The sequence below is a fragment of the Erythrobacter sp. RANMB8 genome, assembly GCF_056848235.1.
The window spans coordinates 71,648-94,850 of sequence record NZ_JBREHG010000005.1 but is presented as its reverse complement, the minus strand read 5'-3'; the positions used below and the strand labels follow the sequence as shown (position 1 = coordinate 94,850).

18 protein-coding genes are annotated in these 23,203 nt (G+C 65.4%); 6 read left to right on the top strand and 12 right to left on the bottom strand.

Going from position 1 to position 23,203, the window contains the following annotated elements; translation table 11 throughout:
* Positions 1-97 precede the first annotated feature (97 nt).
* Positions 98-901: a PhzF family phenazine biosynthesis protein gene (locus ACU0AG_RS09100; protein ID WP_482781958.1), complete on the bottom strand. Its 804-nt coding sequence runs from the start codon at positions 899-901 to the stop codon at positions 98-100.
* 11 nt (positions 902-912) lie between these two features.
* Entirely contained in the window at positions 913-1,569 is a 657-nt protein-coding gene (gene pdxH, locus ACU0AG_RS09095; protein ID WP_482781957.1) for a pyridoxamine 5'-phosphate oxidase, read from the bottom strand.
* Between the two features lie 139 nt (positions 1,570-1,708).
* On the opposite strand from pdxH, the gene ACU0AG_RS09090 reads away from it, so the two are divergent.
* The 3 genes from ACU0AG_RS09090 to fabI are packed head-to-tail and all read left to right on the top strand — an operon-like array spanning position 1,709 to position 4,400.
* Complete coding sequence (locus tag ACU0AG_RS09090; RefSeq protein WP_482781956.1) at positions 1,709-2,692, top strand: DnaJ C-terminal domain-containing protein; 984 nt, start codon at positions 1,709-1,711, stop codon at positions 2,690-2,692.
* Positions 2,693-2,719: 27 nt separating this feature from the next.
* Positions 2,720-3,589 (top strand): YihY/virulence factor BrkB family protein, encoded by an 870-nt coding sequence (locus ACU0AG_RS09085; RefSeq protein ID WP_482781955.1) that lies wholly within the window; start codon positions 2,720-2,722, stop codon positions 3,587-3,589.
* A 4-nt stretch (positions 3,590-3,593) separates the two neighbouring features.
* A complete protein-coding gene (gene fabI, locus ACU0AG_RS09080) occupies positions 3,594-4,400 on the top strand; it encodes an enoyl-ACP reductase FabI (RefSeq protein WP_482781954.1) in 807 nt (268 codons plus the stop codon).
* Here fabI and ACU0AG_RS09075 read toward each other — a convergent pair.
* Positions 4,392-5,417, bottom strand: a complete 1,026-nt coding sequence (locus ACU0AG_RS09075; RefSeq protein WP_482781953.1) for a CDP-alcohol phosphatidyltransferase family protein — start codon at positions 5,415-5,417, stop codon at positions 4,392-4,394. The genes fabI and ACU0AG_RS09075 overlap by 9 nt on opposite strands.
* Positions 5,418-5,474: 57 nt before the next feature.
* Here ACU0AG_RS09075 and ACU0AG_RS09070 point away from each other — a divergent pair, with 57 nt between their 5' ends.
* Positions 5,475-6,344 (top strand): CDP-alcohol phosphatidyltransferase family protein, encoded by an 870-nt coding sequence (locus ACU0AG_RS09070; RefSeq protein WP_482781952.1) that lies wholly within the window; start codon positions 5,475-5,477, stop codon positions 6,342-6,344.
* Here the strand turns inward: ACU0AG_RS09070 and ACU0AG_RS09065 are convergent.
* Positions 6,314-7,468 carry a glycosyltransferase family 4 protein gene (locus ACU0AG_RS09065; RefSeq protein ID WP_482781951.1) on the bottom strand — a complete coding sequence of 385 codons (1,155 nt, stop codon included), beginning with the start codon at positions 7,466-7,468 and terminating at the stop codon, positions 6,314-6,316. The two genes, ACU0AG_RS09070 and ACU0AG_RS09065, sit on opposite strands and share 31 nt — an antisense overlap.
* A gap of 305 nt (positions 7,469-7,773) precedes the next feature.
* Here ACU0AG_RS09065 and ACU0AG_RS09060 point away from each other — a divergent pair, with 305 nt between their 5' ends.
* Positions 7,774-8,874 (top strand): inositol-3-phosphate synthase, encoded by a 1,101-nt coding sequence (locus ACU0AG_RS09060; protein ID WP_482781950.1) that lies wholly within the window; start codon positions 7,774-7,776, stop codon positions 8,872-8,874.
* 55 nt (positions 8,875-8,929) lie between these two features.
* The gene (locus ACU0AG_RS09055) at positions 8,930-9,682 is read left to right on the top strand and encodes a phosphocholine cytidylyltransferase family protein (protein WP_482781949.1); all 753 of its coding nucleotides are present in this window, start codon (positions 8,930-8,932) and stop codon (positions 9,680-9,682) included.
* A gap of 7 nt (positions 9,683-9,689) precedes the next feature.
* Here ACU0AG_RS09055 and ACU0AG_RS09050 read toward each other — a convergent pair whose 3' ends face one another.
* The 8 genes from ACU0AG_RS09050 to ACU0AG_RS09015 form a co-directional block, all read right to left on the bottom strand.
* On the bottom strand, positions 9,690-10,889 hold the full coding sequence (locus ACU0AG_RS09050) for a polysaccharide biosynthesis/export family protein (RefSeq protein ID WP_482781948.1): 1,200 nt from the start codon (positions 10,887-10,889) through the stop codon (positions 9,690-9,692).
* A gap of 25 nt (positions 10,890-10,914) precedes the next feature.
* Positions 10,915-12,225: a glycosyltransferase family 4 protein gene (locus ACU0AG_RS09045; protein ID WP_482781947.1), complete on the bottom strand. Its 1,311-nt coding sequence runs from the start codon at positions 12,223-12,225 to the stop codon at positions 10,915-10,917.
* 12 nt (positions 12,226-12,237) lie between these two features.
* Positions 12,238-13,119: an SAM-dependent methyltransferase gene (locus tag ACU0AG_RS09040; protein WP_482781946.1), complete on the bottom strand. Its 882-nt coding sequence runs from the start codon at positions 13,117-13,119 to the stop codon at positions 12,238-12,240.
* A gap of 14 nt (positions 13,120-13,133) precedes the next feature.
* On the bottom strand, positions 13,134-13,832 hold the full coding sequence (locus tag ACU0AG_RS09035) for an ABC transporter ATP-binding protein (RefSeq protein ID WP_482781945.1): 699 nt from the start codon (positions 13,830-13,832) through the stop codon (positions 13,134-13,136).
* On the bottom strand, positions 13,829-14,635 hold the full coding sequence (locus ACU0AG_RS09030; RefSeq protein WP_482781944.1) for an ABC transporter permease: 807 nt from the start codon (positions 14,633-14,635) through the stop codon (positions 13,829-13,831). Before ACU0AG_RS09030 ends, ACU0AG_RS09035 begins: the two co-directional genes overlap by 4 nt.
* Entirely contained in the window at positions 14,635-15,714 is a 1,080-nt protein-coding gene (locus ACU0AG_RS09025) for a KpsE/RkpR family capsule polysaccharide export protein (RefSeq protein WP_482781943.1), read from the bottom strand. The genes ACU0AG_RS09030 and ACU0AG_RS09025 overlap by 1 nt, the downstream gene beginning before the upstream one ends.
* 8 nt (positions 15,715-15,722) lie before the next feature.
* A complete protein-coding gene (locus ACU0AG_RS09020) occupies positions 15,723-16,973 on the bottom strand; it encodes a glycosyltransferase (protein WP_482781942.1) in 1,251 nt (416 codons plus the stop codon).
* Between the two features lie 154 nt (positions 16,974-17,127).
* Positions 17,128-23,148 carry a calcium-binding protein gene (locus ACU0AG_RS09015; protein ID WP_482781941.1) on the bottom strand — a complete coding sequence of 2,007 codons (6,021 nt, stop codon included), beginning with the start codon at positions 23,146-23,148 and terminating at the stop codon, positions 17,128-17,130.
* Between the last annotated feature and the right edge of the window lie 55 nt (positions 23,149-23,203).

The following is a 23,203-nucleotide window of genomic DNA, read 5'->3' as shown; positions in this document are numbered from 1 at the left end:
CACGCCATCCGGCGTGCGGTCCTCGCTATGCGCGCAGCAAGCTGCGCCCGCTGCGGGCGGGCGGTCGCCCTTGCGGTCGCTGCGCGACCGAAGAATGCTACAAGTAGAACGCACCCTCGACCACGGTGACGCATGGCCCGCCGAGCCATGCCTTGCTCCCGTCGATCCGCAGCGCCAGATCGCCGCCCCGCGTGCTCGCCTGATGCGCGGTGAAGGCCTCGCGCCCCAGCCGCCGCGCCCAATAGGGGGTCAGCGCCGCGTGGGCCGAGCCGGTGACGGAGTCCTCGTCCACCCCGCCACCGGGCACGAACACGCGGCTGACGATGTCGGTGCGGGCCCCCGGTGCGGTGACGATGAACTGGTCTTTGCCGAGCGTCTCCAGCCCGCGAATATCGGGCGCAAGACCCCGCACCGCTGCCTCGTTTTCATAGAGGTAGATGTTGTAGCCCAGCGCCGAGCGGAACACCTCCAGCGGCTCCGCGCCGAGCAGGCGGATCGCTTCGGCGTGGTTGGCCGCGGTATCGGCCTCGGTGAGAATCGCGGGAAGCGCGAGTTCATAGCCGTCACCCGCCCGCACCACCTCAAGCACGCCCGACAGCCGCGTGCGGAAGGTAATCCTTTCTCCGCCGTCCCGCTGCAACAGCACATGCCCGCTCGCCAGCGTGGCATGGCCGCACAGCGCGATTTCATAGGTCGGTGTGCACCAGCGCAGCTCCCAGTCGGCCTCGCCCGTGTGATCGCGCACGACAAAGGCGGTTTCGGCGAACAGGTTTTCCGCGCCGATCGCCACCAGCACTTCATCGGGCAGCCATTCCTCAAGCACCATGACCGCCGCCTGATTGCCGCCAAAGGGGCGGGCGCTGAAGGCATCGACATGCCAGTACGGGATTGTCTGCGGCATCGGAGGCTTCCTCAGGGGTAGAGCAGCGTGTCGGACCACGGTGCATCCGCGCTGGCGCGCAGAAACTCGCGGCGGTCGTGCAGGCGGTTGTCGCGGTCGATCCAGAACTCGATCCGGCGGGGCGAGAGGGTGAAACCGGTCCAGTGCGGCGGGCGCGGGACCTTGCCTTGCGCCTCGTGCGCGGCCCAGATTTCCTGCACACGGGCGAGGTATTCGGCCCGCTCGGGCAGGGGACGCGACTGGTCGGACGCGGCGCTGCCGACCTGGCTCTTGTAAGGGCGCGAGTGGAAATAGGCGTCGGCGCGTTCGGGGCTGACTTCGGTCAGCGGGCCTTCGATGCGGATCTGGCGGCGCAGGCTCTTCCAGTGTAACAGCAGCGCGGCCTGCATGTTGGCGCGGATATGTTGGCCTTTGCGGCTTTCGGCATTGGTGAAGAAGGTGAAGCCGCCGCCGTCAATCTCGCCCTTGCCGTGCCCCTTCAGCAGCACCATCCGCACCGCAGGCGCCGCATCGGGCGTGGCAGTGGCGAGCGCCATGGCATTGGGATCGTTCGGCTCGGCAACTTGTGCGGCAGCAAACCACTCATCGAACAGCACGAAGGGATCGGCACCGGCGGGCAGAACGCTATCGGCCAACTGGGCATCGTCGAGGGGGGTGGCATTGCTCATGATAGGGTGTCCTTGGTGAACCGGAGCGGGACATAGGCAGGCATTGCGCCTTGCGAAAGTGCAGCCCCTGCAATTTCGGCGGCGACTTGCACCCAGCGCACGCTTGCGCAAGGCGACTGTTGCACCTAGCTAACACGCTATGCGCGATCCTTACATCACCCTTGGCGTGCCCCGCACGGCGTCCGAAGCGGACATCAAGAGCGCGTATCGCAAGCTTGCCAAGGAGCTGCACCCCGATCGCAACAAGGACAATCCCAAGGCGGCGGAGAAATTTTCAGACGTCACCCGCGCCTATGATCTGCTGTCGGACAAGGCGAAGCGGGCGCAGTATGATCGCGGCGAGATCGACGGGGAGGGCAATCCTGCCAATCCCTTTGCCGGCATGGGCGCACGGCCCGGCTATGGCCGCGGCGGCACCTATGGCGCTGGCCCCGGCGGCGCGCCCGGCGGCGATTTCGGCGGGTTCGGCGGGGACGAGGTCGATCTCGGCGATCTGTTCGAAGGGCTGTTCGGCGGGCGGGCGCGCCAGCAGGGCGGGCCCAAGCGCGGGTTCGGCCGCCAGCCCCCTCCGCCCCCGCCCCGGCGCGGCGCGGATATCCAGTACCGGCTCGCCGTGCCCTTCGTCGAAGCTGCCGCAGGGCGCGACCAGCGCATCACGCTGGCCGATGGCAAGGCGATCAACCTGAAACTGCCCGCAGGCGTCGAGGACGGCACGATGATGCGCCTCAAGGACAAGGGGCACCCCGGCACCGGCGGCAATGGCGACGGGATCGTGATGGTGGAGGTGGGCACCCACCCCTTCTTCCGGCGCGAGGGCGACAATATCCGCATGGACCTGCCGATCACCCTCGACGAGGCCGTGCGCGGCGCCAAGGTGAAGTGCCCCACGGTCGATGGCGCGGTGATGCTGACGATCAAGCCGGGCAGTTCCAGCGGCACAGTGCTGCGGCTGGGCGGCAAGGGCTGGACCCGCAAGAACGGCAAGGTCGTGGACGGCAAGCCCGAACGCGGCGATCAGCTGGTGACGCTCGAAATCCAGCTGCCGGCCGATCTTTCCGCGCTCGAACAGCGGCTCGAAGGCTGGGTCGATGTCGCCCGCCCGCGGGAGAAGTTCGGCCTCTGACGGGCCGGGCTCGGGTGCCTCTTGCCGGTGATCCGCGCCGCCTCTGCCAGCCACGCCATGCAGGTGATCCGCCGCGCGGCTTCCGGCACCTTCAACGATGGCTTCATCCACGCGGGCAACCTTGCCTATCTGTCGATGCTGGCGATCTTCCCGTTCTTCATCCTTGGCGCGGCGCTGTTCGATCTGATCGGGGGGCGGGCCAATGCGGAGGCGATGATCGGCGCGGTGGCGGGCGCCTTGCCGTCGTCGGTCGAAGCGGTGATCGTGCCGGTGGCCGAGGATGTGATCTACGCCCGCTCCGGCTGGCTGCTGTGGCTGGGGGCGGCGGTCGGGCTGTGGACGGTGTCGAGCCTGATCGAAACCATCCGCGACATCCTGCGCCGCGCCTATGGCACTGCGCCGGTGCAGGCGTTCTGGCGATACCGGCTCGGCTCGGTCGGGCTGATTCTCGGCGCGGTGGTGCTGCTGATGCTGTCGCTGTTCGCGCAGGTGGTGATCGGCACAGCGCAGCAGGTGATCCTTGCCGCCTTTCCGCAACTGGCCGAGGCGATCGACACGCTTAGCCTGTCACGGCTGCTTCCTGCGCTGGGGCTGGCGGTGTCGCTGTTCGTGCTGTTCAAGTCGCTCACCCCCTTGCAATTCCGCAAGTCCGGCACCCTGGTATGGCCCGGCGCGCTGTTCACGATGCTGTGGTGGATCGCGGTCGCGGCGGCCCTGCCGGTGGTGCTGCGGCGCTTTTTCACCTATGATCTCACCTATGGTTCCCTCGCCGGAAGCATGGTGACATTGCTGTTTTTCTGGCTTGTCGGGCTGGGCCTCGTTATCGGCGCGGAATTGAACGCGGCGCTGGCGCTGACGCAGCAGCAGGCGGACCCCGAAGGGGTGAGCGAGGAGTAGTCGAATGAACGGATTGATGGCGGGAAAGCGCGGCCTGATCATGGGCCTCGCCAATGACAAGTCGATCGCCTGGGGCATCGCGAAGAAGCTCGCCGAGCATGGGGCGGAGCTGGCCTTTTCCTATCAGGGCGAGGCACTGGCCAAGCGCGTGATCCCGCTTGCCGAACAGCTGGGCAGCGATTTCACCTTCGAATGCGACGTTTCCAGCATGGAATCGCTCGATGCCGCCTTCGCCACGCTGAAGGAACGCTGGGACACGCTGGATTTCGTGGTCCACGCGATCGGCTTTTCCGACAAGAACGAACTGCGCGGACACTATGTCGATACCAGCCTCGACAACTTCCTGATGACGATGAACATTTCGGCCTATTCGCTGGTGGCGATCACGCAGCGCGCGGCGGCGATGATGCCCGAAAGCGGGGGTTCGATCCTGACGCTGAGCTATTACGGCGCGGAAAAGGTGGTGCCGCATTACAATGTGATGGGCGTGGCCAAGGCGGCGCTGGAGACTTCGGTGAAGTATCTCGCCAATGATCTCGGCCCCCGCAACATCCGCGTCAACGCGATCAGCGCCGGGCCGATCAAGACGCTGGCGGCAAGCGGGATCGGCGATTTCCGCTACATCCTCAAATGGAACGAATACAACGCCCCGCTGCGCCGCAACGTCACGATCGACGATGTCGGCGGATCGGCGCTCTATCTGCTCTCGGACCTGGCATCGGGCGTCACCGGCGAGACGCATCATGTCGATGCGGGCTATCATGTGGTCGGCATGAAGCAGGAAGACGCGCCCGATATCGCGCTAGGCTGAGGTCCGGGCGCGCCACAGCAGCGCGATCACTGTCACCAGCCAGCCAGCCGCCGCCACCGCAAAAATCGCGAGCGCGGCGGCGGTCAGGCCGAGTGCGATCATCACCGCCAGAAACAGGCAGTAGAAATCGCGCATCGTGATGTAGCGCAGCCAGCGGGTCAGCGCGGTCTCACGTGTGCCGAGCAGCCGCTTGGCCCCGTCGAAATGCAGCGGCTCGCCCCGCGCGCGGGCGTGCAGGCCAAGCAGCCCCATGCCCAGCGCCAGCGTGCCCAGCCCCGCGAGCCCGGTCAGCGCCGGGGCGGTCTCGCCGCGCAGCCACAGATTGGCGATCACGCCAGCGAGAAAGCCGAGATTGGTGGCGGCATCGATCCCGCTGTCCCACGCCGCGCCGCTCGCCGAAGTGCGCAAGGTGGCGCGGGCGATCTCGCCGTCGATCCCGTCAACGACCGAGGCGAGGTGGAACAGCACCGCACCGGCAATCAGGCCCGCAACCGTTCCGGTCAGCAGGCAGGCGAGCATCGCCAGCGCCACCAGCGCGGTCAGCACGGTGGCATGGCCGGGGCGAACCCATGCCATGCGCAGCAGCAGCGCCGAGGCCGCCTGCGACAGGGGCCGGTTGAGATGGCGCGAGACGATGCCGTCCCCCGGCTTGGCGGTCGCCTTGAGAATCCGCCGACCGGCAGCGCGCAGGGCCGCTTCGGGATCGGGCAGCGGGGCGGGCGACTGGCCGCCTGCGAGCCATTCCGCAAGGGTGGCAGCGTCGGGCAGATGCTCGGCAGGGAGCGACGGAGCGTCTGTCGCCGCGGCGGTTTCCACCGTCACACCGGGCGCCAGACGGGCGATTTCCGCGCGCGTCAAAGGGGCGAGCGCACCGCCATCGCCCAGCACCAGCACCAGCGGCGCACCCGGCTGCGCCTCGCCTGCCACCCGCGCCAGTCGGGCGGCGGCAGGGATGCCGGCCACCAGCCGGTTGGCGGTGCGTGCCGAGGCAAAGCGGACGGTGACAGGTTGTGCCATGCCTCCCCGTAACGGCTCGGAATTGCGCTGTAAAACCGGGGCGATTATGGAGGGCAGGTGACGCCGCAGCCCCCCGAACCCGCGCCTGACCGGCCGCAGCGCCCGGCGGAGCTGGAGGACTGGCTCAACGCGCGCATCTATCACCCTCTGTCTTGGCGGCTTGCGCTGCGGCTTGCGCCCACAAGGGTTACCCCCGACATGGTATCGGCAGCAGGCGCGGCGGCGATCATGCTGGCGGCGCTGGCCTATGCGGGAATGCCATGGCCGTGGGGCGTGGTGGCCGGTCTCGCGCTCCACATGTTCTGGCACGTGCTCGACGGGGCTGACGGCGATCTGGCGCGGTTGACCGGGCGCAGTTCCCCGCATGGCGAGCTGGTCGACGGGATTTGCGACTATCTCGGCCATATCGTGCTCTATGTGACGATGGGTGCCATCGCCGCAGCCCAAATCGGCAGCGCGGGGTGGGCGCTGATGTGGGCCGCAGGGGCCAGCCGCGTGGTGCAGGCAGCGCATTACGAAGGCGTGCGGCGGCAATACCAGCTGGCGGTTTACGCAACCCCGTGGATGGCGAGCGAGGCTCCGGTGACCACATCGAGCGGGCGCAGGCATCCCTTTGTCGCCTATTACCTGTGGCTCACCGGCCTGATCGTGCCGCATGGTGCAGCGATCACGGCACGGGCGGGCGAGCCCGCGCTTCGTGACGGGATGTTGCGGCATGGCGGGGAGTTTCTCGGCGGCATGACCCTGCTCAGCGCCAATTACCGCACCCTCGCGGTCGGCGCGGCGATGCTGGCGGGCAGGCCGCAGTGGTATTTCCTGTTCGAGGTGGTGGTGCTGGGCGGGATGCTGGCGGCCTCGCTGTGGCGCGTGCGGCGGATTTTCGGGAACGTGCTGGATCAGGTGCCTGCAGCCAGCACGCGGCGGTAAAGCGCCAGATTGGCCGCGGCAAAGGCGCGCCAGTCGAGCGCGGCGGCACGCTTCAGCCCGCGCTCGCGCAGGTCCGAGGCCAGCACGGAATCGCCGATCACCTTGCGCAGCTGCACCGCCACCGCGCCCGGATCATGCGGATCGGCAAGCAGCGCCGCGCCGCCGGTGACCTCTGGCATGGCTGACCGGTCGCTGGTCACGACGGGACAGCCGCAGGCCATCGCCTCGGCCAGCGGATTGCCGAAGCCTTCGATGAAGGACGGGTGGAGCAGCGCTGCTGCCCCTGAATAGAGCTGCACCAGCGCGCCGCGGTCGATTGCCGGCAGCACGTGCACTCGCCCGGCCAGCCCGAGTTCGCGGGCCAGCCGACCGATCTCGGCGCCGCTCCGCCCGCGCCGCTGCACCACGACCAGATCGACATCCTCCATCCCGCCGCAGGCCAGCGCAAAGGCCCGCAGCGCGCCTGCGTGGTTCTTGTACGGCGCGCCCTGCCCGACCACGAGCACATAGCGCCTGCCCGCCGCGATGCCATGGCGGGCGAGCAGTCCGGGGTCAGGTGGAACCGGGCGGAAATCGGGCGCAACGCCTGACCGGGTGACGAACACCCGCCCCGCCGCCTGCGGCGCCAGCGCTTCGATCGCCGTGCGACTCGCCTCGCTCACCGTCGCCACTGCCGCCGAACGGGCAATGGCGCGGCGCAGGCCATGGCCGTAGAAGGCCCGCTCGACCCGGCCCCATGCCGATGGATTGCACAGATCGGGATCGGTCAGCCACATCACGTCATGCACCGTCGTGATGGCCGGCATCGCCAACCCGCCCGGCAGGATATTGGCAGGGGCGTGAAACAAATCGATCCCTTGCAGATTGACTGCAAGCGGCAGGTGCAAAAGCGTGACCGGGCCATTGGCCGGGCTGCGGACCGTGATCTCGCGGACATTGGGCGCATCGCTTAACCGCCTGTTCAGGCCGGACGAGCGTAACAGGGTGAATTCGCAATCGGGGGCCAGCTGCGGCAGATGCGTGACCAGTGCCGACACCATCTCGCCGATCCCGCTCGGATTCGGGCCGATATAGCGGCAATCGACCGCGATCCGGGCAGGCCTGCCGGATTGCGCGCGGTTCACCGGCCGATGCTCGCCAAGGGGCTTCGGTTCATCGGGAAATTCCTGCGTCCCGCCGCAGCAGGACCGAGGCACCCCGCGGGCGACGGCAGCTTCGAAACGCGCCCAAGTGACAATGCGGAGTCCGCTCCGGCAAACGACGGAATATCACGGATTTTATCCTTCCAATTCGCATCGTCTTTCCAGTCATTTGGCGCGAATGGCAAGGTAAACAGCCGCGCGCCGAAGGGTTGTGGCGCAAAATTCGTTAGGGTTGACAGTCGGTTGGTTTCCCATGATGGGTCGAGAACAATGATGAAGGAAGCCCGATGAACCGCGTACGGGTCGCGATCATAGGCGTGGGTAATTGTGCCAGCTCTCTGGTGCAAGGTGGCGCCTTTTACCGGCGGACAGGGTCTTCCGAAGGCCTGATCCACAGCGCCGTGGGGCCATACCACGCAGGCGATGTCGACTTCGTGCTGGGGATCGATATCGACCGCCGCAAGGTCGGCCTGCCGCTGACCGAGGCGATCTTTGCCGCGCCTAACAACACGCAGGTGTTCGAAGCCGATATCCCGCCCTCGCCCGCGATGGTGATCATGGGCCGCATTCTTGATGGCGTCGCGCCGCACATGACCGGCGCGGGCGAGCGCGGCTTCCAGCCTGCCGCTTTGCCGCAGCCGGACAAACAGGACATCGTCGATGCCTTGCTGGCCGAACGGGTCGATGTTCTGGTGAACTTCCTCCCCGTTGGCTCGCAGGAAGCAAGCGCCTTCTACATGGAATGCGCGCTTGAAGCGGGGGTCGGGGTGGTCAATGCCATTCCGGTGTTCATCGCCAGCGATGCAGAGTGGGAAGCGCGGTTCCGCCAGCGCGGCCTGCCGATCGTAGGGGACGACATCAAGGCGCAGGTCGGGGCAACCATCATCCACCGCACGCTTTCCAGCCTGTTTTCCACCCGCGGCGTCACGGTCGAGCGGACCTATCAGCTCAACACCGGCGGCAACACGGATTTCATGAACATGCTCGACCGCGAGCGGCTCGTGCACAAGAAGATTTCCAAGACCGAAGCGGTGCAGGCCGCGCTGGCCGAGCGGCTGGCGGACGAGAACATCCGCATCGGCCCGTCCGAATATGTGCCCTGGCAGAAAGACAACAAGATCTGCTTCCTGAGGCTCGAAGGGACGCAGTGGGGCGGGGTTCCGGTCAACCTCGAACTGCGCCTGTCGGTCGAAGACAGCCCCAATGCCGCCGCCTGCGTGATGGACGCGATCCGCTTCTGCAAGCTGGCGCGCGATCGCGGGGAAGGTGGCGCCCTGCTCGCCGAATCCGCCTATTACTGCAAACACCCGGTCCAGCAGATGGCCGAGGATGCCTCTGTCGCCATGCTCGACGCGCGCGCCCTGCCGCAGCGGGATGCCGCCGAGTAAGCTTTCCGATCCGCCGCCCTCTCCCGCCCACCCCCAGCCCCGGTCGTCCCGCCCCATGAACGCACTGATCCTTGCCGCAGGTTACGGCAGCCGCATCGCCGCGCTGGGCGCGCCCAAGCCGCTGGTGCCGGTTGCCGGCGTGTCGCTGCTCGAATGGTCGGTGCGGCAGGCGGCGCTTGCCGGGATCACCCATGCGGTCGTCGTCACCGGCCACCGCGGCGACGAGATCGAAAGCCGCCTGCCAGGCATCGCCTATCGCTGCGGGATCAGCCTTGAAGCGTGCCGGGTGGCAGACTGGTCGCGCCCCAATGGTCATTCGGTGCTGGCGGGCGCGGCGCGGATCGATGGCAATTACCTGCTGATGATGGCCGATCACATGTTCGCCGCCGGCCTGCTGCAAGTTCTGGCGCGGGACATGGGTCGCAGCACCGGTGCGTCGCTCGCGGTGGACCGCAATGTCACCGGCCCGCTGATCGATCCCGATGATGCCACCTGGGTGCGGTGCCGCGCCAGTGGCCGGATCGCCCGGATCGGCAAGCATCTGACCCGTTACGATGCGGTTGATTGCGGCGCCTTTATCGCCACCCCGGATCTTGCTCGCGCCATCACCGAAGTCATCGGCGAAGGCGCGGCAGGCAGCCTGTCCGAAGGCATGCAGCGCCTTGCAGACCGCGGCACTGCCGATACCGTGAATGTGACCGGACACTGGTGGATCGATGTGGACGATCCCCGTATGCATCAACTGGCCGAGCGCGACGTGCCTTTCACGCTCGACAGCGCAGCCCGCCTGCGCCCGCAAGCGGCCTGAAGCACCGCTACTGGGTGCTCAGCGCGTTTCCGGTCGCCACGATCGAGAAGGCCGTGCTCGAAATCGTCTGCAGGAACCGCTCCAGCTCGACCCCCGGCGCGGTCGAGATGTAGAGCACATCGCCATCGCGCATCCGGAAATCCTGCATCAGGAACAGGCTCGCCGCGTCGGTCATGCGCAAGGTATAGACCACCGGCACGCGTCCTTCGGCCGTGGTCTGGACCGTCGCCCCTGCCAGTGCAGGCAGCGCGGCGCGGTCTTCCAGACGGAAGACGAACACGCCCTTCACATCGGCGCGGCGGTCGTTCAGCCCGCCTGCCCGGCCCAGCGCCTCGGCCAGCGTGATCCCGCCGCCCTCGAACGGCACTTCGGCATTGCGCGCCACCGCTCCCAGAGCGACAAAGCTGAACGGCTGGTGCTGCACGGTCACCACATCGCCGGGGCTGAGACGCACGTTCTGCTGCGGATCGTTGATCACTTGTTCGAGCGGCATCACCGCCCGCTGCGTGCCGCGGGCAAGCTGCACGGTCGATTGTTCGATCGGCTGCTTCGTTCCGCCCGCCACCGCAATCGCATCGAGCAAACGCTCGCCCCGTGCGGACAGGCCAATCTGGCGGCTCGCGCCAACCTCGCCGAGGATGGTCGCGGTGCGCGTTTCGTTCTGCACGAGGCGGACCACCGCCTGCGGATCGTTCGCCCGCCGCCGCAGCCGCGAGGTGATGATCGCCTCCACCTGTTCGGGACGCAGGCCCAGCACCTTGATCCGCCCGACAAAGGGGATGCCGATCATGCCATCCTCGTCCACCTGCTGGCGCGGGATCGGCGAGTTGGTGGCCACATCGATGCCGCCGCCAAGCTGCTGGTCGGCAGGGGCAGCCCCGAACAGCACCGCCGGCGGTGCTTCCCAGATGGCGATGTCGATCGTGTCGCCGGGCGCGATGACTGTGGCAGAGACGCCGGAATCACCGAACAGGCGGGCGAAGCTGGCGGCCTTTTCGAAGGTGTTGAGTCCCGAGACGATCTCGCCCCCCAGCGGGATCACCTGGATCGCTTCGCTGGCATAGGTCTGCCCGTTCGCCTGCGCATCGCGGATCGCTCCGGTCGATGGGCCCGCGCCGCCAAGGCTGTTGCACGCCGTCACCGTGCCGAGACACAGCAGGGCGGCGAGCGCGCCGGCGCTGCGGCGGAGGGAGGCAGTCTGCGGCATGGCAATCATCCTGCGCTTCGGAACATCAGAGGTAGCGGTCATAGACGGCTTTCAGACGTTCGCGATAGATTTCGGGGCTGTAACGGGCGGCCTGTTGGTGCCCCAGTGCGATGTAGTGATCGCGCAGGGCCGCATCGGCATCCATTGTCCGGATCGCCTGCGTGATCGCCTGGGTATCATAGGGATCGACCATCAAGGCGGCATCGCCCGCGACTTCGGGCAGGGAGGAGGTGTTCGAACAGATCACCGGCGTGCCGAGCAGCATCGCCTCCAGCACCGGCAGGCCGAAGCCTTCGTAGAGCGAGGGGAACATCGCCACCTTGGCCCCACGGATCAGGCTCACCAGCAGCGGAAAGGGCGCATAGGGCATCTGGATGATCCGCTTGCGCGCGCCGCGGCGGCGTTCGAGGCTGCCATAGACCGTGCCGGTCTCGCCCAGCAGCTTCAGTTCCTGTTCCGATTTCCACGCCTGCGCGCCGACGATCACCAGCGGGGTTTCGACCTGCGATGACAGATAGGCCTCGATCAACCGCCCAATGTTCTTCTTGGGCTCGAGCGAACCCCAGAACAGGAAATAGCCCTTGTAATCGAACCCGGTCAGCCCCTCCACCTCGCGGGCGACCTGATCTTCGGGTTTGAAGCGGTACTTGTCGGGAATGCTGACCGATTGATAGGTGTTGGTGATCTTGTCCGCCGGAATGCCGATGAGTTCGACCAGATCCTGCTTCGAGCTTTCCGAGACGGTGACGATGTGATCGGCGGACTTGCCGAGCTTCTTCAGCAGCCGGAAGTAATGCCGCTTCTGGTCGAGCGTGGTGTAGGGCAACCGCAGCGGCACGACATCGTGCAAGGTGTAGATATTGGGCCGCCCGCGCACCCTGATCGGCAGCGGGTAGGTCCAGTGCGCCAGATCGGGCTTTTCCGGCAGACGGATCGACAGCGGCAGCTTCCACAACCGGTAGACCGCCTGCGCCCGTGCGAAGGCATCGGGGGCGTTGTAGAGCCGGTCGAACTTCGGCAGGCGCGACTGGAAGGTGCGGGTGATGACCTTGCCGGTCACCGGTATCTGCCGGGCACCCACCGCCAGCGGCCCCTGCAACGCCTGATAGGCGCGATCGAGCATTTCCAGCCACTTGATCCGTTCATCGACCGCCGAATCGAAGAAATAGATCTCGCGCAGAAGGTCGTTGCGCGTGGCGGTGGCATTATTGCCATAAAGCACGTCGACCTCGTGCCCGAGATTGGCGATCTCGTAGCTGAGATTGCGGGCATAGGTCGCCACCCCGGTGCCCTTTTCGAGGCCGAGATTGTACCCGTCGATCAGGATTCTGCTCACGCGGGGCGGCCCTTACAGCTTGCGGATGATCAGGCCGAAGGACGTCACCGACCAGCGCATGATCTGCAGCTTGAGATGCTCGTCCACGCTGTAAGGCGGCGTGTCGACATGCAGATCGAGCGGTTGCTGGCCAAGGTTGAAGTTGAACTCCATGTCCGCGCCGATCAGCTTCAGCCGGCGTTCCAGCAGCAGGAAATCGCGCTTCCGGAACAGCACGGTGCTGGCATTGTCGAGCGTGTCGGCATCTGAGGAACAGTTGAATTCGGTGGTGTGCACCGCCACCCCGCCGGGCTTCAGGCACTTGACCGAATTCAGCACGAATTCGAGCCCGTGCATGATCGAGCCGAGGTGTTCGAAAGCGCAGGCCGACCATACGAAATCGAACTGGCCTTCCAGATCGGGGTCGATCGCGTTCATGTCCATGAAGCGGAAATCGACCAGCTCGTCGAATTTCGCCGGATCGCAGATGTTGCGATCATTGAGCGAGGCCTTGTTGCGGGCATGTTGCGCGGTCTTGACCCACCCCGCCTCGTGCGCGCCTTCGGGTTCGAGATCGGTCGCCAGAACCGATACCCCGCGATCGGCAAAGATCGCCGCCAGCGGCTCCAGCCCCACGCCGAAACCCAGTGCGCGCTTGCCCGGCACCAGCATTTCGCGGGTCTTGAGCGCTTGCAGGATGTAGCAGAACTCCCACTGCTTGCGGTGCATTCGCGGCAGCTCGCGGATCTGGCCGCACCAGTAGGAATAGTGCGGTTCCTCCATCTGCCCCTGGGTGCAGGCCTGCGAGACCGGCGCCCACAGCGTCGGTTCGGGCATGGCATGATCGGTCACGTCAGCCACCGGGATCGGCGGCGGCGCGCCGTAACGGAGCCTCGAAAGGAGTGATTTGAGCATAAATTCGACCCTGATTATGCGGTTGCCACTTCGACATGGGGCCAGCCCGGAGGCGGCTTCCAGCCGATCAGTTCCTTGAAATCGGCGTAGGCGACTTCGAAATCGTCATAGAGCTCCAGCTTGCCGTCATGCAGCACGCCCCAGCGGTTGCAGTGATCGCGCACATAGGCGGCATCGTGCGAGATGATGATCATCGCCCGGTCGGCGCGGCGTTCGAACAGTTCGAAATTGCAGCGGTCGTGGAAGCGGGCATCGCCGACCGCGCTGATTTCGTCGATCAGGAAGCAGTCGAATTCGATGATCATCGAAATCGCGAAAGCCAGCCGCGCCCTCATGCCTGAAGAATAGGTGATCACCGGTTCGCGCAAGTAAGGCCCAAGCTCGGCAAATTCCTCGACGAAAGCGAGGTTCTTGGCGAAATCCTGATCGTAGATGCGGCTGATGAAGCGGATGTTGTCGATGCCCGTCAGCTGGTGCTGGAACGCGCCCGAAAAGGCGAGCGGCCAGGAAATCGAGATATCGCTCTCGATCGTGCCCGCAGTCGGCCGTTCGGCCCCGCTGATCAGGCGCACCAGAGTCGATTTGCCGGCACCGTTCCGGCCGAGAATGCCAAGCCGCTCCCCCATCGCGAGATCGAAGCTGAGGTCTTCGAACACGAGGTTTTCGCCGAAGCGGGTCTTGTAGACCTTCTTGAGATCGCGCACGCGGATCATCCCGGCACCACCCGGCGCGACACGTAACGCACCGCAATCAGCGCCGCCAGCGTCAGCACCAGATTGAACGGGATGACGTAGCCAAGATCATAGGTTGCCCGCGCGCGATCGCCGAAAAAGCCTTCGCGCACGAATTCGATACCGTGCACCGTCGGGATCCACAGAACGATATCCTGCGCGAACTGCGGCAGGGCGGCGACAATGAAGGCTGCACCCGACAGCGGAAACAGCAGGTAGGAGAAGGGGTGCCACAGCTTGTCGACCAGCTCGCTGCGGTGCGAAAGCGCGCCGAGCATGATCGCCAGCGCGCTGCCGAACCACGCCAGCAGCAGCCAGCCCGCCGCCACCTTCAGGAAATCCTCGGGCGGCTCCATCCACTCGATCGCGATGAACAGCACCGAGAGCGCAGCAAAGGATATGGTCGCCCCGCCAAATTCGATCAGCAGGCGCGCGATGTAGATATCGAACACCTTGATATTGCGGTGATACATCAGCGCGAGGTTGTTTTGCAGCGCCCCGATGCAGCGGCCGGGCATATTGCGCCACAGCAGCACGCTGGAATAGCCGGTCAGCGCGAAGGACGAGATCGGCAGATCGCTGCCATGCACCGATTTGGTCGCGGTCCACAGGATCGTCACCCCGATGGTGAAAATCATCGGTTCGACGAACAGCCACAGGAAGCCGATATTGTGGCGACCATAGCGCGTCAGCATCTCGCGCCGCAGCAGGGCATCGACCACGCGCCGCTGGATGCGCAGGGCATCCCACAGCGAAGCCTCGCCGGAAGGCGCGGTGCTCGCCATCAGTCGCGATGCTCGCGCACGCCGATCACCAGCATCGACAGCACGCCCCACGCCAGCAGGCCGAGCACCAGCGCGGCAAAGATGCTGCGGATGCGGCGCGGCTCCACAGGATAATCGGGCAGGCTGGGGGCAGCGATCTTTTCGAGATAGGCCTGCTTGCGCCGCGCCTCGGCGCGGGCCTCCTGCAGGGCCGCACGGGTCGCAGCGAGCTGCTTTTCGGCGAATTCGCTTTCGACCTGCAATTCCTGATAGCGGGTCAGCGCCGAGGACAGCGAGGATCGCCCGCCGGTCAGATTGCGCCGCGCCGCGTCGATTTCGGCCTGAAGGTCGCGCACCTGCGTTTTCAGGAACGGGATCTGCGAGGCATCGGGGGTATAGGTCTGCAACTGGCGCAGGCGGGTTTGCGCGGCGATCAGTTCATCCTGCAATTTCGAGATCATCTGCAGGCCGACTTCGGATTCCTGCACCGGATCGACGATCCCGCTGGTGTTGCGATAGCGCGCCAGCTCGACTGCGGCGGTGCGTGCCTTTTGCGCGGCCTCCTCGACCTCGCCTTCGGCAATCGCGATCATGTCCGCCTGCGAGCGTTCCGACAGGCTGTTGACCAGCGCTTCCGAGCGCTCGACCAGACGGGCATTGATCGCCTGCGCCTGTTTGGGATCGAAGGCCCGCACCCGGATCGTGAGAACCTGCGTGGTCGCGCCTTCCTCGACCTCGAGCTGCTTCTGGAAATAGCGGTAGAACTCCTCGTCGCTATCGCCGAACAGGCCAAAACGGTCGAACCAGAACAGGTCCGCTCCGGAATAGGCCGCCTTAAGCTTGCCATCCCCGTTCGCCTCGGTGATCGCGGCGCGGGATTGCAGATAGGCGATGACGGTGTTGTTGCCTTCATTGGCCGCGCCAAACCCGGTCTGGTCGAGCGCCAGGTCGAGCGGCGATTGCGGCCCCTGCGTCGGATGCCGCACCACGATCCGCGATTCCGAGATATAGACGTCTTCGGCCAGCAGTCCGTAATAGACCATCGCCATCAGCGTCGGGATGATCACTGTCAGCAAGGCAAAGCCGGCCGTGGATTTCAATCGGGTCATCACGCGGCAAGTACTCTTTCGCTCGGGAATTGCCCCGTCCCGGCAGGGGCGGTGACAAACTGGTCCACAACCGCAAAATGCGCATCCCAGCGCGGCGGCCGGAACCCCGTTACCGCGTGTCGGGCGGTTTCACTATGGGCAACCGCACTGGCAATCGCCTGTTCCCAGCCGTCATGGTCATCCGGAGCGATCAGTTGCGCATGCCCCTGCCCGATTTCGCGGAACACCGGAAGGTCGCTGGCAATCACCGGCGTTCCCGCCTGCAAGGCCTCAACGACCGGCAGACCGAATCCCTCCGCCAGACTGGGCACCAGCAAGGCCGCGGCGTGATGCAGCAACGCAGCGATCTCGCTGTCGCTGCATGCGGCGCGGTGTTCGATGGTGCCGCACAAGTCGGGCGATGTCAGCGGAGCGAGAAGCTTGCCGGTCAGCGGCCCGGTCTGCCCCGCGATGATCAGGCGCGGGGTGGCGTCACCATAACGGCGGACAAGGCGTTGCCAGACGTTGAACAACAGGCGGTGGTTCTTGCGCGGCTCGATTGTGCCGAGCACGAGGAAAAACGGCATGGCCGCGGCGGGAGCGGGAGCGGGTGCGGGTGCGGGTGCGGCGCCGCCGAAATCCGCCCCGGCAATGGGCGCAACGGCGAGCGGCGGCAGCGGCAGGCCTTGCGCAGCGGCAAAGGCTTCAAGCTCGCGGCTCACCGCATGGCTGGTCACGATGATGCCCGCCGCGTGCGCCAGCGCCCCGCGCACCCGGCCGAGATGACGGCTGACCGCGTGCGGGCGGGAAAATTCCGGATGCAGGACAGGGATCAGGTCGTGCAGGAGAAAGAACGGGCGGATGCCGCTCTGGCGGACCCATGCATGATGCGCGGGCAAATCGAAATCGGTGTGCCCGGGGTTGAGGTAAGCCGTGCCCTCCCACGCGCCGTGTGGCGAAGGAGCATTGACCAGAGCCCGTGACAGCAGCCGGACCAGCCCGGCGCGCACCCCGTTGCGCGGCTGTTCCAGCAGACTGCACAGATCGGCAGAGGCGCACTCGTCAAGCACGCGGATGAGCCCGCGATGCTGGACAACGGCCCGCGCCCGACCCCGGAAATGGCGCAGATAGGCGCTGCACACCCGGTCGATTCCGGTCGGTTGCCGACCGCTCCACGCCAGTGCGACAAGGCGGGTAACGTCGAGCAGAACCGGCGCGCGGGCGACGCTGGCGGGACTTGCACGGCGGTCCTGGGAGGGGGGGCTTGCCATCACGGGAGTATCCGGCCTGTCATGTGGTTACTCCGCAGACACTACTGCCCCATGGCCGCAAAACGCCACCCTGACGCTTCGTTGGCTTGGAAAGCCGCTGAATTCAAGGGCCTGCGCCTCGATTAGGGATTAACGCGGAACGTAGAACCCCGTGTCAGACGAATTCGGCGCGATAGGTTTGCTCCATGAACCGGCCGGTGAGTTGGTTGTGCGGGGCAAGCGCGGGGTCGCCGAGACCTGCGAGAATATCTGCCGCCGGTGCGCCTATCGCCCCGCGTCCGCCTGCGTCCTGTGCCGTGAGCGATTGATCCGCGCCCAGCGCCGCCTCGCCGCTGCTGCTGCCATTGCCGAACCATCCCGCATAGGTCTCCGGCCCGAAGCCGTTGGCGGTGAGGTAATCGATGACCTCCTGCTGGCTCTGGTAGTTGGCGTAACGGATGTTCCCGTCGAACTCCATGATCGCCCGAAGGAACGCCGTGCCGTCAGTGAGGGCGAAGTAGACCTCCTGCAGCCCGTCATTATCGTAGTCGTCGGCACCCAGCACGCGGTTGATGTTCTCGATCTGGAGATCGTTCTGGAAGCGGCGCTGGCTGTCATTCGGGCCGCCCGCCTGCACGATCCCTGCCGCCACCAGCGGATCGATATAGATGCCGGCCACGCGCGTCTCGCCCGCCCAGCCGTGGTCGGCGAAGTAAACCAGCCCGTCCGGCGCGGTGCCGACGGTGGCAAAGCGTCCGATAGCGCGGTTCACAAGGATCTGGTCGATGTCGCCATCGCCATTCACGTCGGCCTGCCCGATGCGCAGCCACGATCCGTTGCCGCCGAGCGCGTTCCCGTCGAAATCGCGGATCGCGTTCATGGCGGTCTGGTAAATCGAGGGATCGGCGGTGTTGAAATTGACGCTCACCCCCGTGCCCGGCAGCAGGCGGATGGTCTGGTCGTCGAATTGCAGGAATTCGATTGCAGTCAGCGTATCGGTACCGTCCGGCCCGACCACGCGGAACACGCCGGTCGAGGTCTGGGTCACGGTATATTGCGAACGCAGGCCGCGCACGATCGCGGTATCGACGTTGCTGCCGCCGTTGATCACGTCATTGCCAAGGCCGCCGGTGAGGAAATCGACGCCGCCCCGCCCGAGCAAGGTGTCTGCGCCGCTATCGCCGAACAAGCGGTCTGTGCCTTCGGTGCCGCGCAACTGGTCATTGCCGCCGCCGCCGCGCACCACCCCGTTATGCGTGCCGCCCGCACCATCATAGACATCGGCGAAATTGCCGAAGGTGATGTCACCCTCGATATAACCGGCGTTGGTGATCGTGTTGGCGCTGCCGGTCAGCAGGAAGTCGCCGAAGATATCGCCGTTGTTGGTGACAGTCACAAAGCTCGGATTGCTGATATTGATCGCACGGAAGGCAAAATCGCTGCCATCGATCCTACCGCTGTTGATCACTTCAAGCTGACCGCTGAAAAAGATGTCGAAGGCAATCGCGTTTGCCGCCTCGTTGGAAGTCCGGGCGATGACATTGCCGGTGTTGGTGAAGATGGTGTTCGACTGGTCGACCAGCACCGCGGTGGCCGCGGTCGCGCCGAGTGCGAGGATATTGCCTGAATTCGTGATCGAATCGGCATTGCGATCATAGACCGCAATCGCTTCACCCGCCGTCGATTCGGCGTAAATCTCGCCGGTATTGACCAGCGCGGGCAGATCGAAAGTTTCGGAGGTTCCTGTCACCACCGCAATGGCGCGGCCCTGATCGGCAATCGCCTCGATCAGATTGTTGTTCGCCACCCGCCCGATGCCGATCACAAGCACCGTAATCGCATTGCCGATCTGGTTGGCGATGGCGCCGACATAGCCTTCGTTGAGCAGGTTGTTGCGGCTTTCCAGCTGGATCGCCGCGGCACCGCCGGCGTCAGGAACCAGCGTTTCGCTGATGATCACACCGAAGTTTTCGAGGTCGGTATTGAACCCCGGCTGCGGGATGAAGACGAGATTGCCGTTGTCCGACGTCCAGATGTCCCACGGGGCGACCACGAAATCCTCGAAGATCGGGAAGCCGTTGGCAACGGTGACCGGAAGATCGCGGGCCGTGCCGGGGCTGTCGCCGGCACGCGGTGCGGCTGCCCCGCCCGCCACCGCATCCAGCCCGCGTGCATTGGCCGGGGCCGAACCGCCCACCGTCACCTCGATTGCGGACAGCACCAGCACGGTCTCGTTGCCGAGGGTGTAGGTATTGAACGTCTGCCCGCCCAACTGCTGCTGCGCCCCTGTCGCCCAGCTGCCGAGCAGCCTGACCGAGGCCCCCGCCGCCGTCTCGCTGACGACCAGCGTGTTGTTGACATCGCTCAGCCCGGCCACATCGCCGGCACGCACCACCAGGCCGTGTGACCCGCCCAGCTCGATCCGCTCGAATCCGGACAGCCGCCCGCTCGCCAGCGCGGCTGACAGATCGAAGATCCGCGCCGCCGCCTGAGCCAGCACCAGCGTATCGAAGCCCTGCTCGCCCCGTGCTTCGGCAAAAGTGTAATCGGTGAGGATGAAGGTATCGTCCTGCGTGCCGCCGAACGCGCGGTCGCCGCCTTGCAGCGTCAGCGTGTCGTTGCCGTATTCGCCATAGAGCCCGTCATTGCCCGCACCGCCGATCAGGATATCGTCGCCGCGGTTGCCGATCAGCAGATCATTGCCTTCCGCCCCGCGCAGCTCGTCATCGCCGAAGCCGCCGCTGACGAAATCGGCGTCGAGCGATCCGAGAAACCGGTCATTCCCGAAATCGAGGCTGATGATGTCGCCGCTCCAGCGCCCGCCGGTCATATCGACCACATCGGCGCCAAAGCCCATATAGACATCGCCGACGATGGTGCCCTGATTGACCAGCAGGTCATCGCCGAGCGACAGGGCGATGATCCCTTCGATCCGGCCCGTGGCGGTGTTGGTGATTTCCTCACGCGCCAGCTGCGGCGGGGCGACGAAGAACGGGTTGGTGACGATCGCGAGATCGGCGATGATCGTGCCGCTGTTCTGCACCCGCATCGTTTCGATCAAAAGATGCGACAGATCGAGCCCGACCGACAATTGATCGGGATCGAGCGAGATTGCGCGGATCAGCCCTTGGTTGACGATTTCGAAGCCGTCGCGGAAACGCAGGCCACGGCCGAAGCGCACGCCGATCGCCTCGATGCCTTCAACAATGATCTCGCCGCCTGCGCGGTTGATGAACTGGCCGCCGTTGATGAATTCGACCCCGATCGCCTCGCTGGCATAGCTTTGCGCGGCGAGCAGGCCGAGATTCTCGAAGTTGATCTGCGCTTCGGTGCGGATCGCGATGGCCGGGCCTTCCAGTCCGGTCCGGGCGATAATGTCGCCGCGGTTGATCCCGTTGCCACCGATATAGCCCGCGCCCAGCGCAATGCCGGCCTGCACTTCGGTGTAGATCAGCCCGTTGTTTTCAAAGCTGCCGCCTGCAAACACGCCCATTGTGTCGGACACGAAGGGCGCGGTCCACATCTCGTTCCAGATGGTGCCGTTGTTGACGAAGGCAGCATCGCCCGCGACGAGGAACACGCCGAGATTGCGGAACTCTCCGGGCACGAAGGTCGCATCGAAGGCGTAATAGACCTCGTTCGCGCCGACCGTGACCGGCGTGGTGCGATAAAGCGTCTGCGGCACTGCGGTGGTGACCGTGGGCAGCACCGGTTCGGGCACGAGCGAGGGCTGCACCTGCGTCGGATTGGCGGAGACCGTCGCGGTGGTGAAGGCGATGTTGAGGTTCGAAAACACGAAATCGGTGGCGAGCACATTCTCGAGCACCAGAATGCCTTCATAGAGGCTGGCAATCGGACGGCGCATCTGCACCACCACATCATTGCCGACCTGCAACAGCCGCACCGCGCCCGGCTGCCCTTCGAAGAAGATATTGGCGTAATCGGCCAGATCGAGCACATCGCCGCCCGCACCGGCCTGGAAGTCGGTGATGACCATGTTGCCCTGCACCAGCGCGCCTGCCAGCGCCGGGCTGAGCCAGACATAATCGCTGCCCGCGCCAAGGCTGGCGTTAAGGCCGCGGGTGCCGATATTGGTGACCAGCAGCCGGTCGTTCCCGTCGCCGAGGCTGACATCGTGCCGGTGCGAGCCATCCTGGAAGAACAGCAGCGAACGCAGTTCGACCGTGTCATCATCGGCCCCGGCATCGATGATGATCGTGTCCATGCTGCCGGTCACACCATCATGGATGATCAGATCGCGGCCCGCGCCGCCGAGCGCGGTGTCCGAGCCATTGGTGATGATCAGCGTATCGTCACCCGCGCCGCCGATCAGCCGGTCATTGCCCGATCCGCCTTCGAGCCGGTCATTCCCGTCACCGCCGTCGAGAATGTCGTTGCCTTCGAAGCCAAGCAGAATGTCGTTGCCGCCCAGCCCGTTGAGCGCGTCAGGGCCAAGCGTGCCCAGCAGCGTATCATCGCCGCTGGTGCCGGTGACTGTGGTGGGCGGCACCGGTGAGCCATCGGGCGACAGGCCCAGGAAATTGCTCGCGTTGAACGCGGACAGTGTGGTGTTCTGGAAGGTGATCAGCAATTCGCGCGGGGCAAAGCCGCTGGTGCCGTCCTGATCGAACCACAATTCCACCGAAGTGCCGTTCTGTTGCAGTTGCAGCACGCCGGTGGAGAAGGGATTCACCGAGAAATCGAATTCGATATAGGGGCCGACAAACGGCACCAGATTGACCACATCGCCATTGGTGCCGGTCTGGAAATCGGTGATGGTGATGGCAAAGCCGAACGTCTCGATCGTGATCCGGTCGCGGCCCGTGCCGGTGGTGATGGTGGCAAAGGTGCCCAGCCCGCCGAAGGTGAAGGCATCATCGCCCGCGCCCAGATCGACTGTCAGCGTGGTGGGCGATTCGAACAGGTTGAAGCCGACCTGCCCGCCGTTGACGCGGAAGATCACCTCGTCATTGCCGTCACCCGCCACGATCACCACGGTTTCGGCGCCGCGCGGCTCGGTCTGCTGGTCGAGCCAGGGGAAGGCCGGGCGATCGCTGGTGATGCGGTCATTGCCCGCACCGCCGCGAATGATGTCGTCGCCGAGATTGTCGGTGATGATATCGTCACCATCGCCGCCATCGATCACGTCATCGCCGATGCCGCCGTCGATGGTGTCGTTGCCCGCGCCGCCATTGATGGTGTCATTGCCCGCGCCGCCATCGATCACATCATTGCCGTCACCGCCATTGATGGTGTCGTCGCCGAACCCGCCGGAGATCGTGTCATTGCCGATCCCGCCGTCGATGATATCGGGCGTGGCCGAACCGATGATGATGTCATCCCCGCCCAGCCCGTTGATGGTGTTGCGCGCCGCCGTCCCCCGCAGCACGTCGTTGCCCGCCGTGCCGTCGAGCGTCACCGAAGCCAGTGCCGCGCCGGACGGATCATAACCGCCGAAATTGGCCGCCACGAGGTTTGACGCCTGCACATTGACCAGCCGCAGGATTTCGCGCTCGATCGCCGGACTGGTGTCTGCGAGGCCGTTGCTGTCGAACCGCAGCACCACGTCGTTGCCGACCTGCACCAACCGCAGGAACCCGCCCGCGAAGGGATTGCGCGTGCCATCCCACAGCCCCGCGTCGAAATCGGGGAATAGGCCGAACATCATGTCGCCAAGATTGATCACATCGCCGCTGGCACCGGCGGAGAAGCCTGTCACCCGCAGCACGCCTGCGCCGCCGATGTCGAAATCCTCGAAGGCCGAGCCGATGGCGCGGCCGAGATAATAGCCCAGCACCAGCGCATCGGACCCCGTGCCAAGGTTGATGCTGAACGGGCGGCTATAGCCGTAACTGAACCAGAACGGCCGGTCGTCAAACCGCGTGGCCGTGCCGATGTGCAGCACATCATTGCCATCGCCCAGCGTGATCGTGACCCGGCTCGCCGCGTCCAGATGCAGGCTGTCGAAGAACACCGTGTCGTTGCCGGTGCCGCCGTTAATGGTGATGTTGGCGTTCAGCAGGCCATTGGCGAAATCGCGGTAGCGGATCGTGTCATTGCCCGCATCGCCGTTGATGACCGTGACACCCGGGCCGCTGTCGGTAATGGTATCATTGCCATCGCCGCCATTAATGGTGTCACCTTCGGGCGTGCCGGTGATCACGTCATCGCCGGGGGTGCCGTTAATCGTCGCCATCGTCATTCCTCTGGTATTGACCAGAGAGATTCCCTGGCGGCCCCCCAGCATTTTT

Bases quoted from the DNA above. Each gene is read 5' to 3' on its own strand.
- ACU0AG_RS09015 (WP_482781941.1), bottom strand. From the start codon at position 23,148: ATGGCGACGATTAACGGCACCCCCGGCGATGACGTGATCACCGGCACG.
- ACU0AG_RS09060 (WP_482781950.1), top strand. From the start codon at position 7,774: ATGAACCGCGTACGGGTCGCGATCATAGGCGTGGGTAATTGTGCCAGC.
- ACU0AG_RS09075 (WP_482781953.1), bottom strand. From the start codon at position 5,417: ATGGCACAACCTGTCACCGTCCGCTTTGCCTCGGCACGCACCGCCAAC.
- ACU0AG_RS09055 (WP_482781949.1), top strand. From the start codon at position 8,930: ATGAACGCACTGATCCTTGCCGCAGGTTACGGCAGCCGCATCGCCGCG.
- ACU0AG_RS09035 (WP_482781945.1), bottom strand. From the start codon at position 13,832: ATGATCCGCGTGCGCGATCTCAAGAAGGTCTACAAGACCCGCTTCGGC.
- ACU0AG_RS09030 (WP_482781944.1), bottom strand. From the start codon at position 14,635: ATGGCGAGCACCGCGCCTTCCGGCGAGGCTTCGCTGTGGGATGCCCTG.
- ACU0AG_RS09100 (WP_482781958.1), bottom strand. From the start codon at position 901: ATGCCGCAGACAATCCCGTACTGGCATGTCGATGCCTTCAGCGCCCGC.
- pdxH (WP_482781957.1), bottom strand. From the start codon at position 1,569: ATGAGCAATGCCACCCCCCTCGACGATGCCCAGTTGGCCGATAGCGTT.
- ACU0AG_RS09020 (WP_482781942.1), bottom strand. From the start codon at position 16,973: ATGGCAAGCCCCCCCTCCCAGGACCGCCGTGCAAGTCCCGCCAGCGTC.
- ACU0AG_RS09090 (WP_482781956.1), top strand. From the start codon at position 1,709: ATGCGCGATCCTTACATCACCCTTGGCGTGCCCCGCACGGCGTCCGAA.
- ACU0AG_RS09050 (WP_482781948.1), bottom strand. From the start codon at position 10,889: ATGCCGCAGACTGCCTCCCTCCGCCGCAGCGCCGGCGCGCTCGCCGCC.
- ACU0AG_RS09040 (WP_482781946.1), bottom strand. From the start codon at position 13,119: ATGCTCAAATCACTCCTTTCGAGGCTCCGTTACGGCGCGCCGCCGCCG.
- fabI (WP_482781954.1), top strand. From the start codon at position 3,594: ATGAACGGATTGATGGCGGGAAAGCGCGGCCTGATCATGGGCCTCGCC.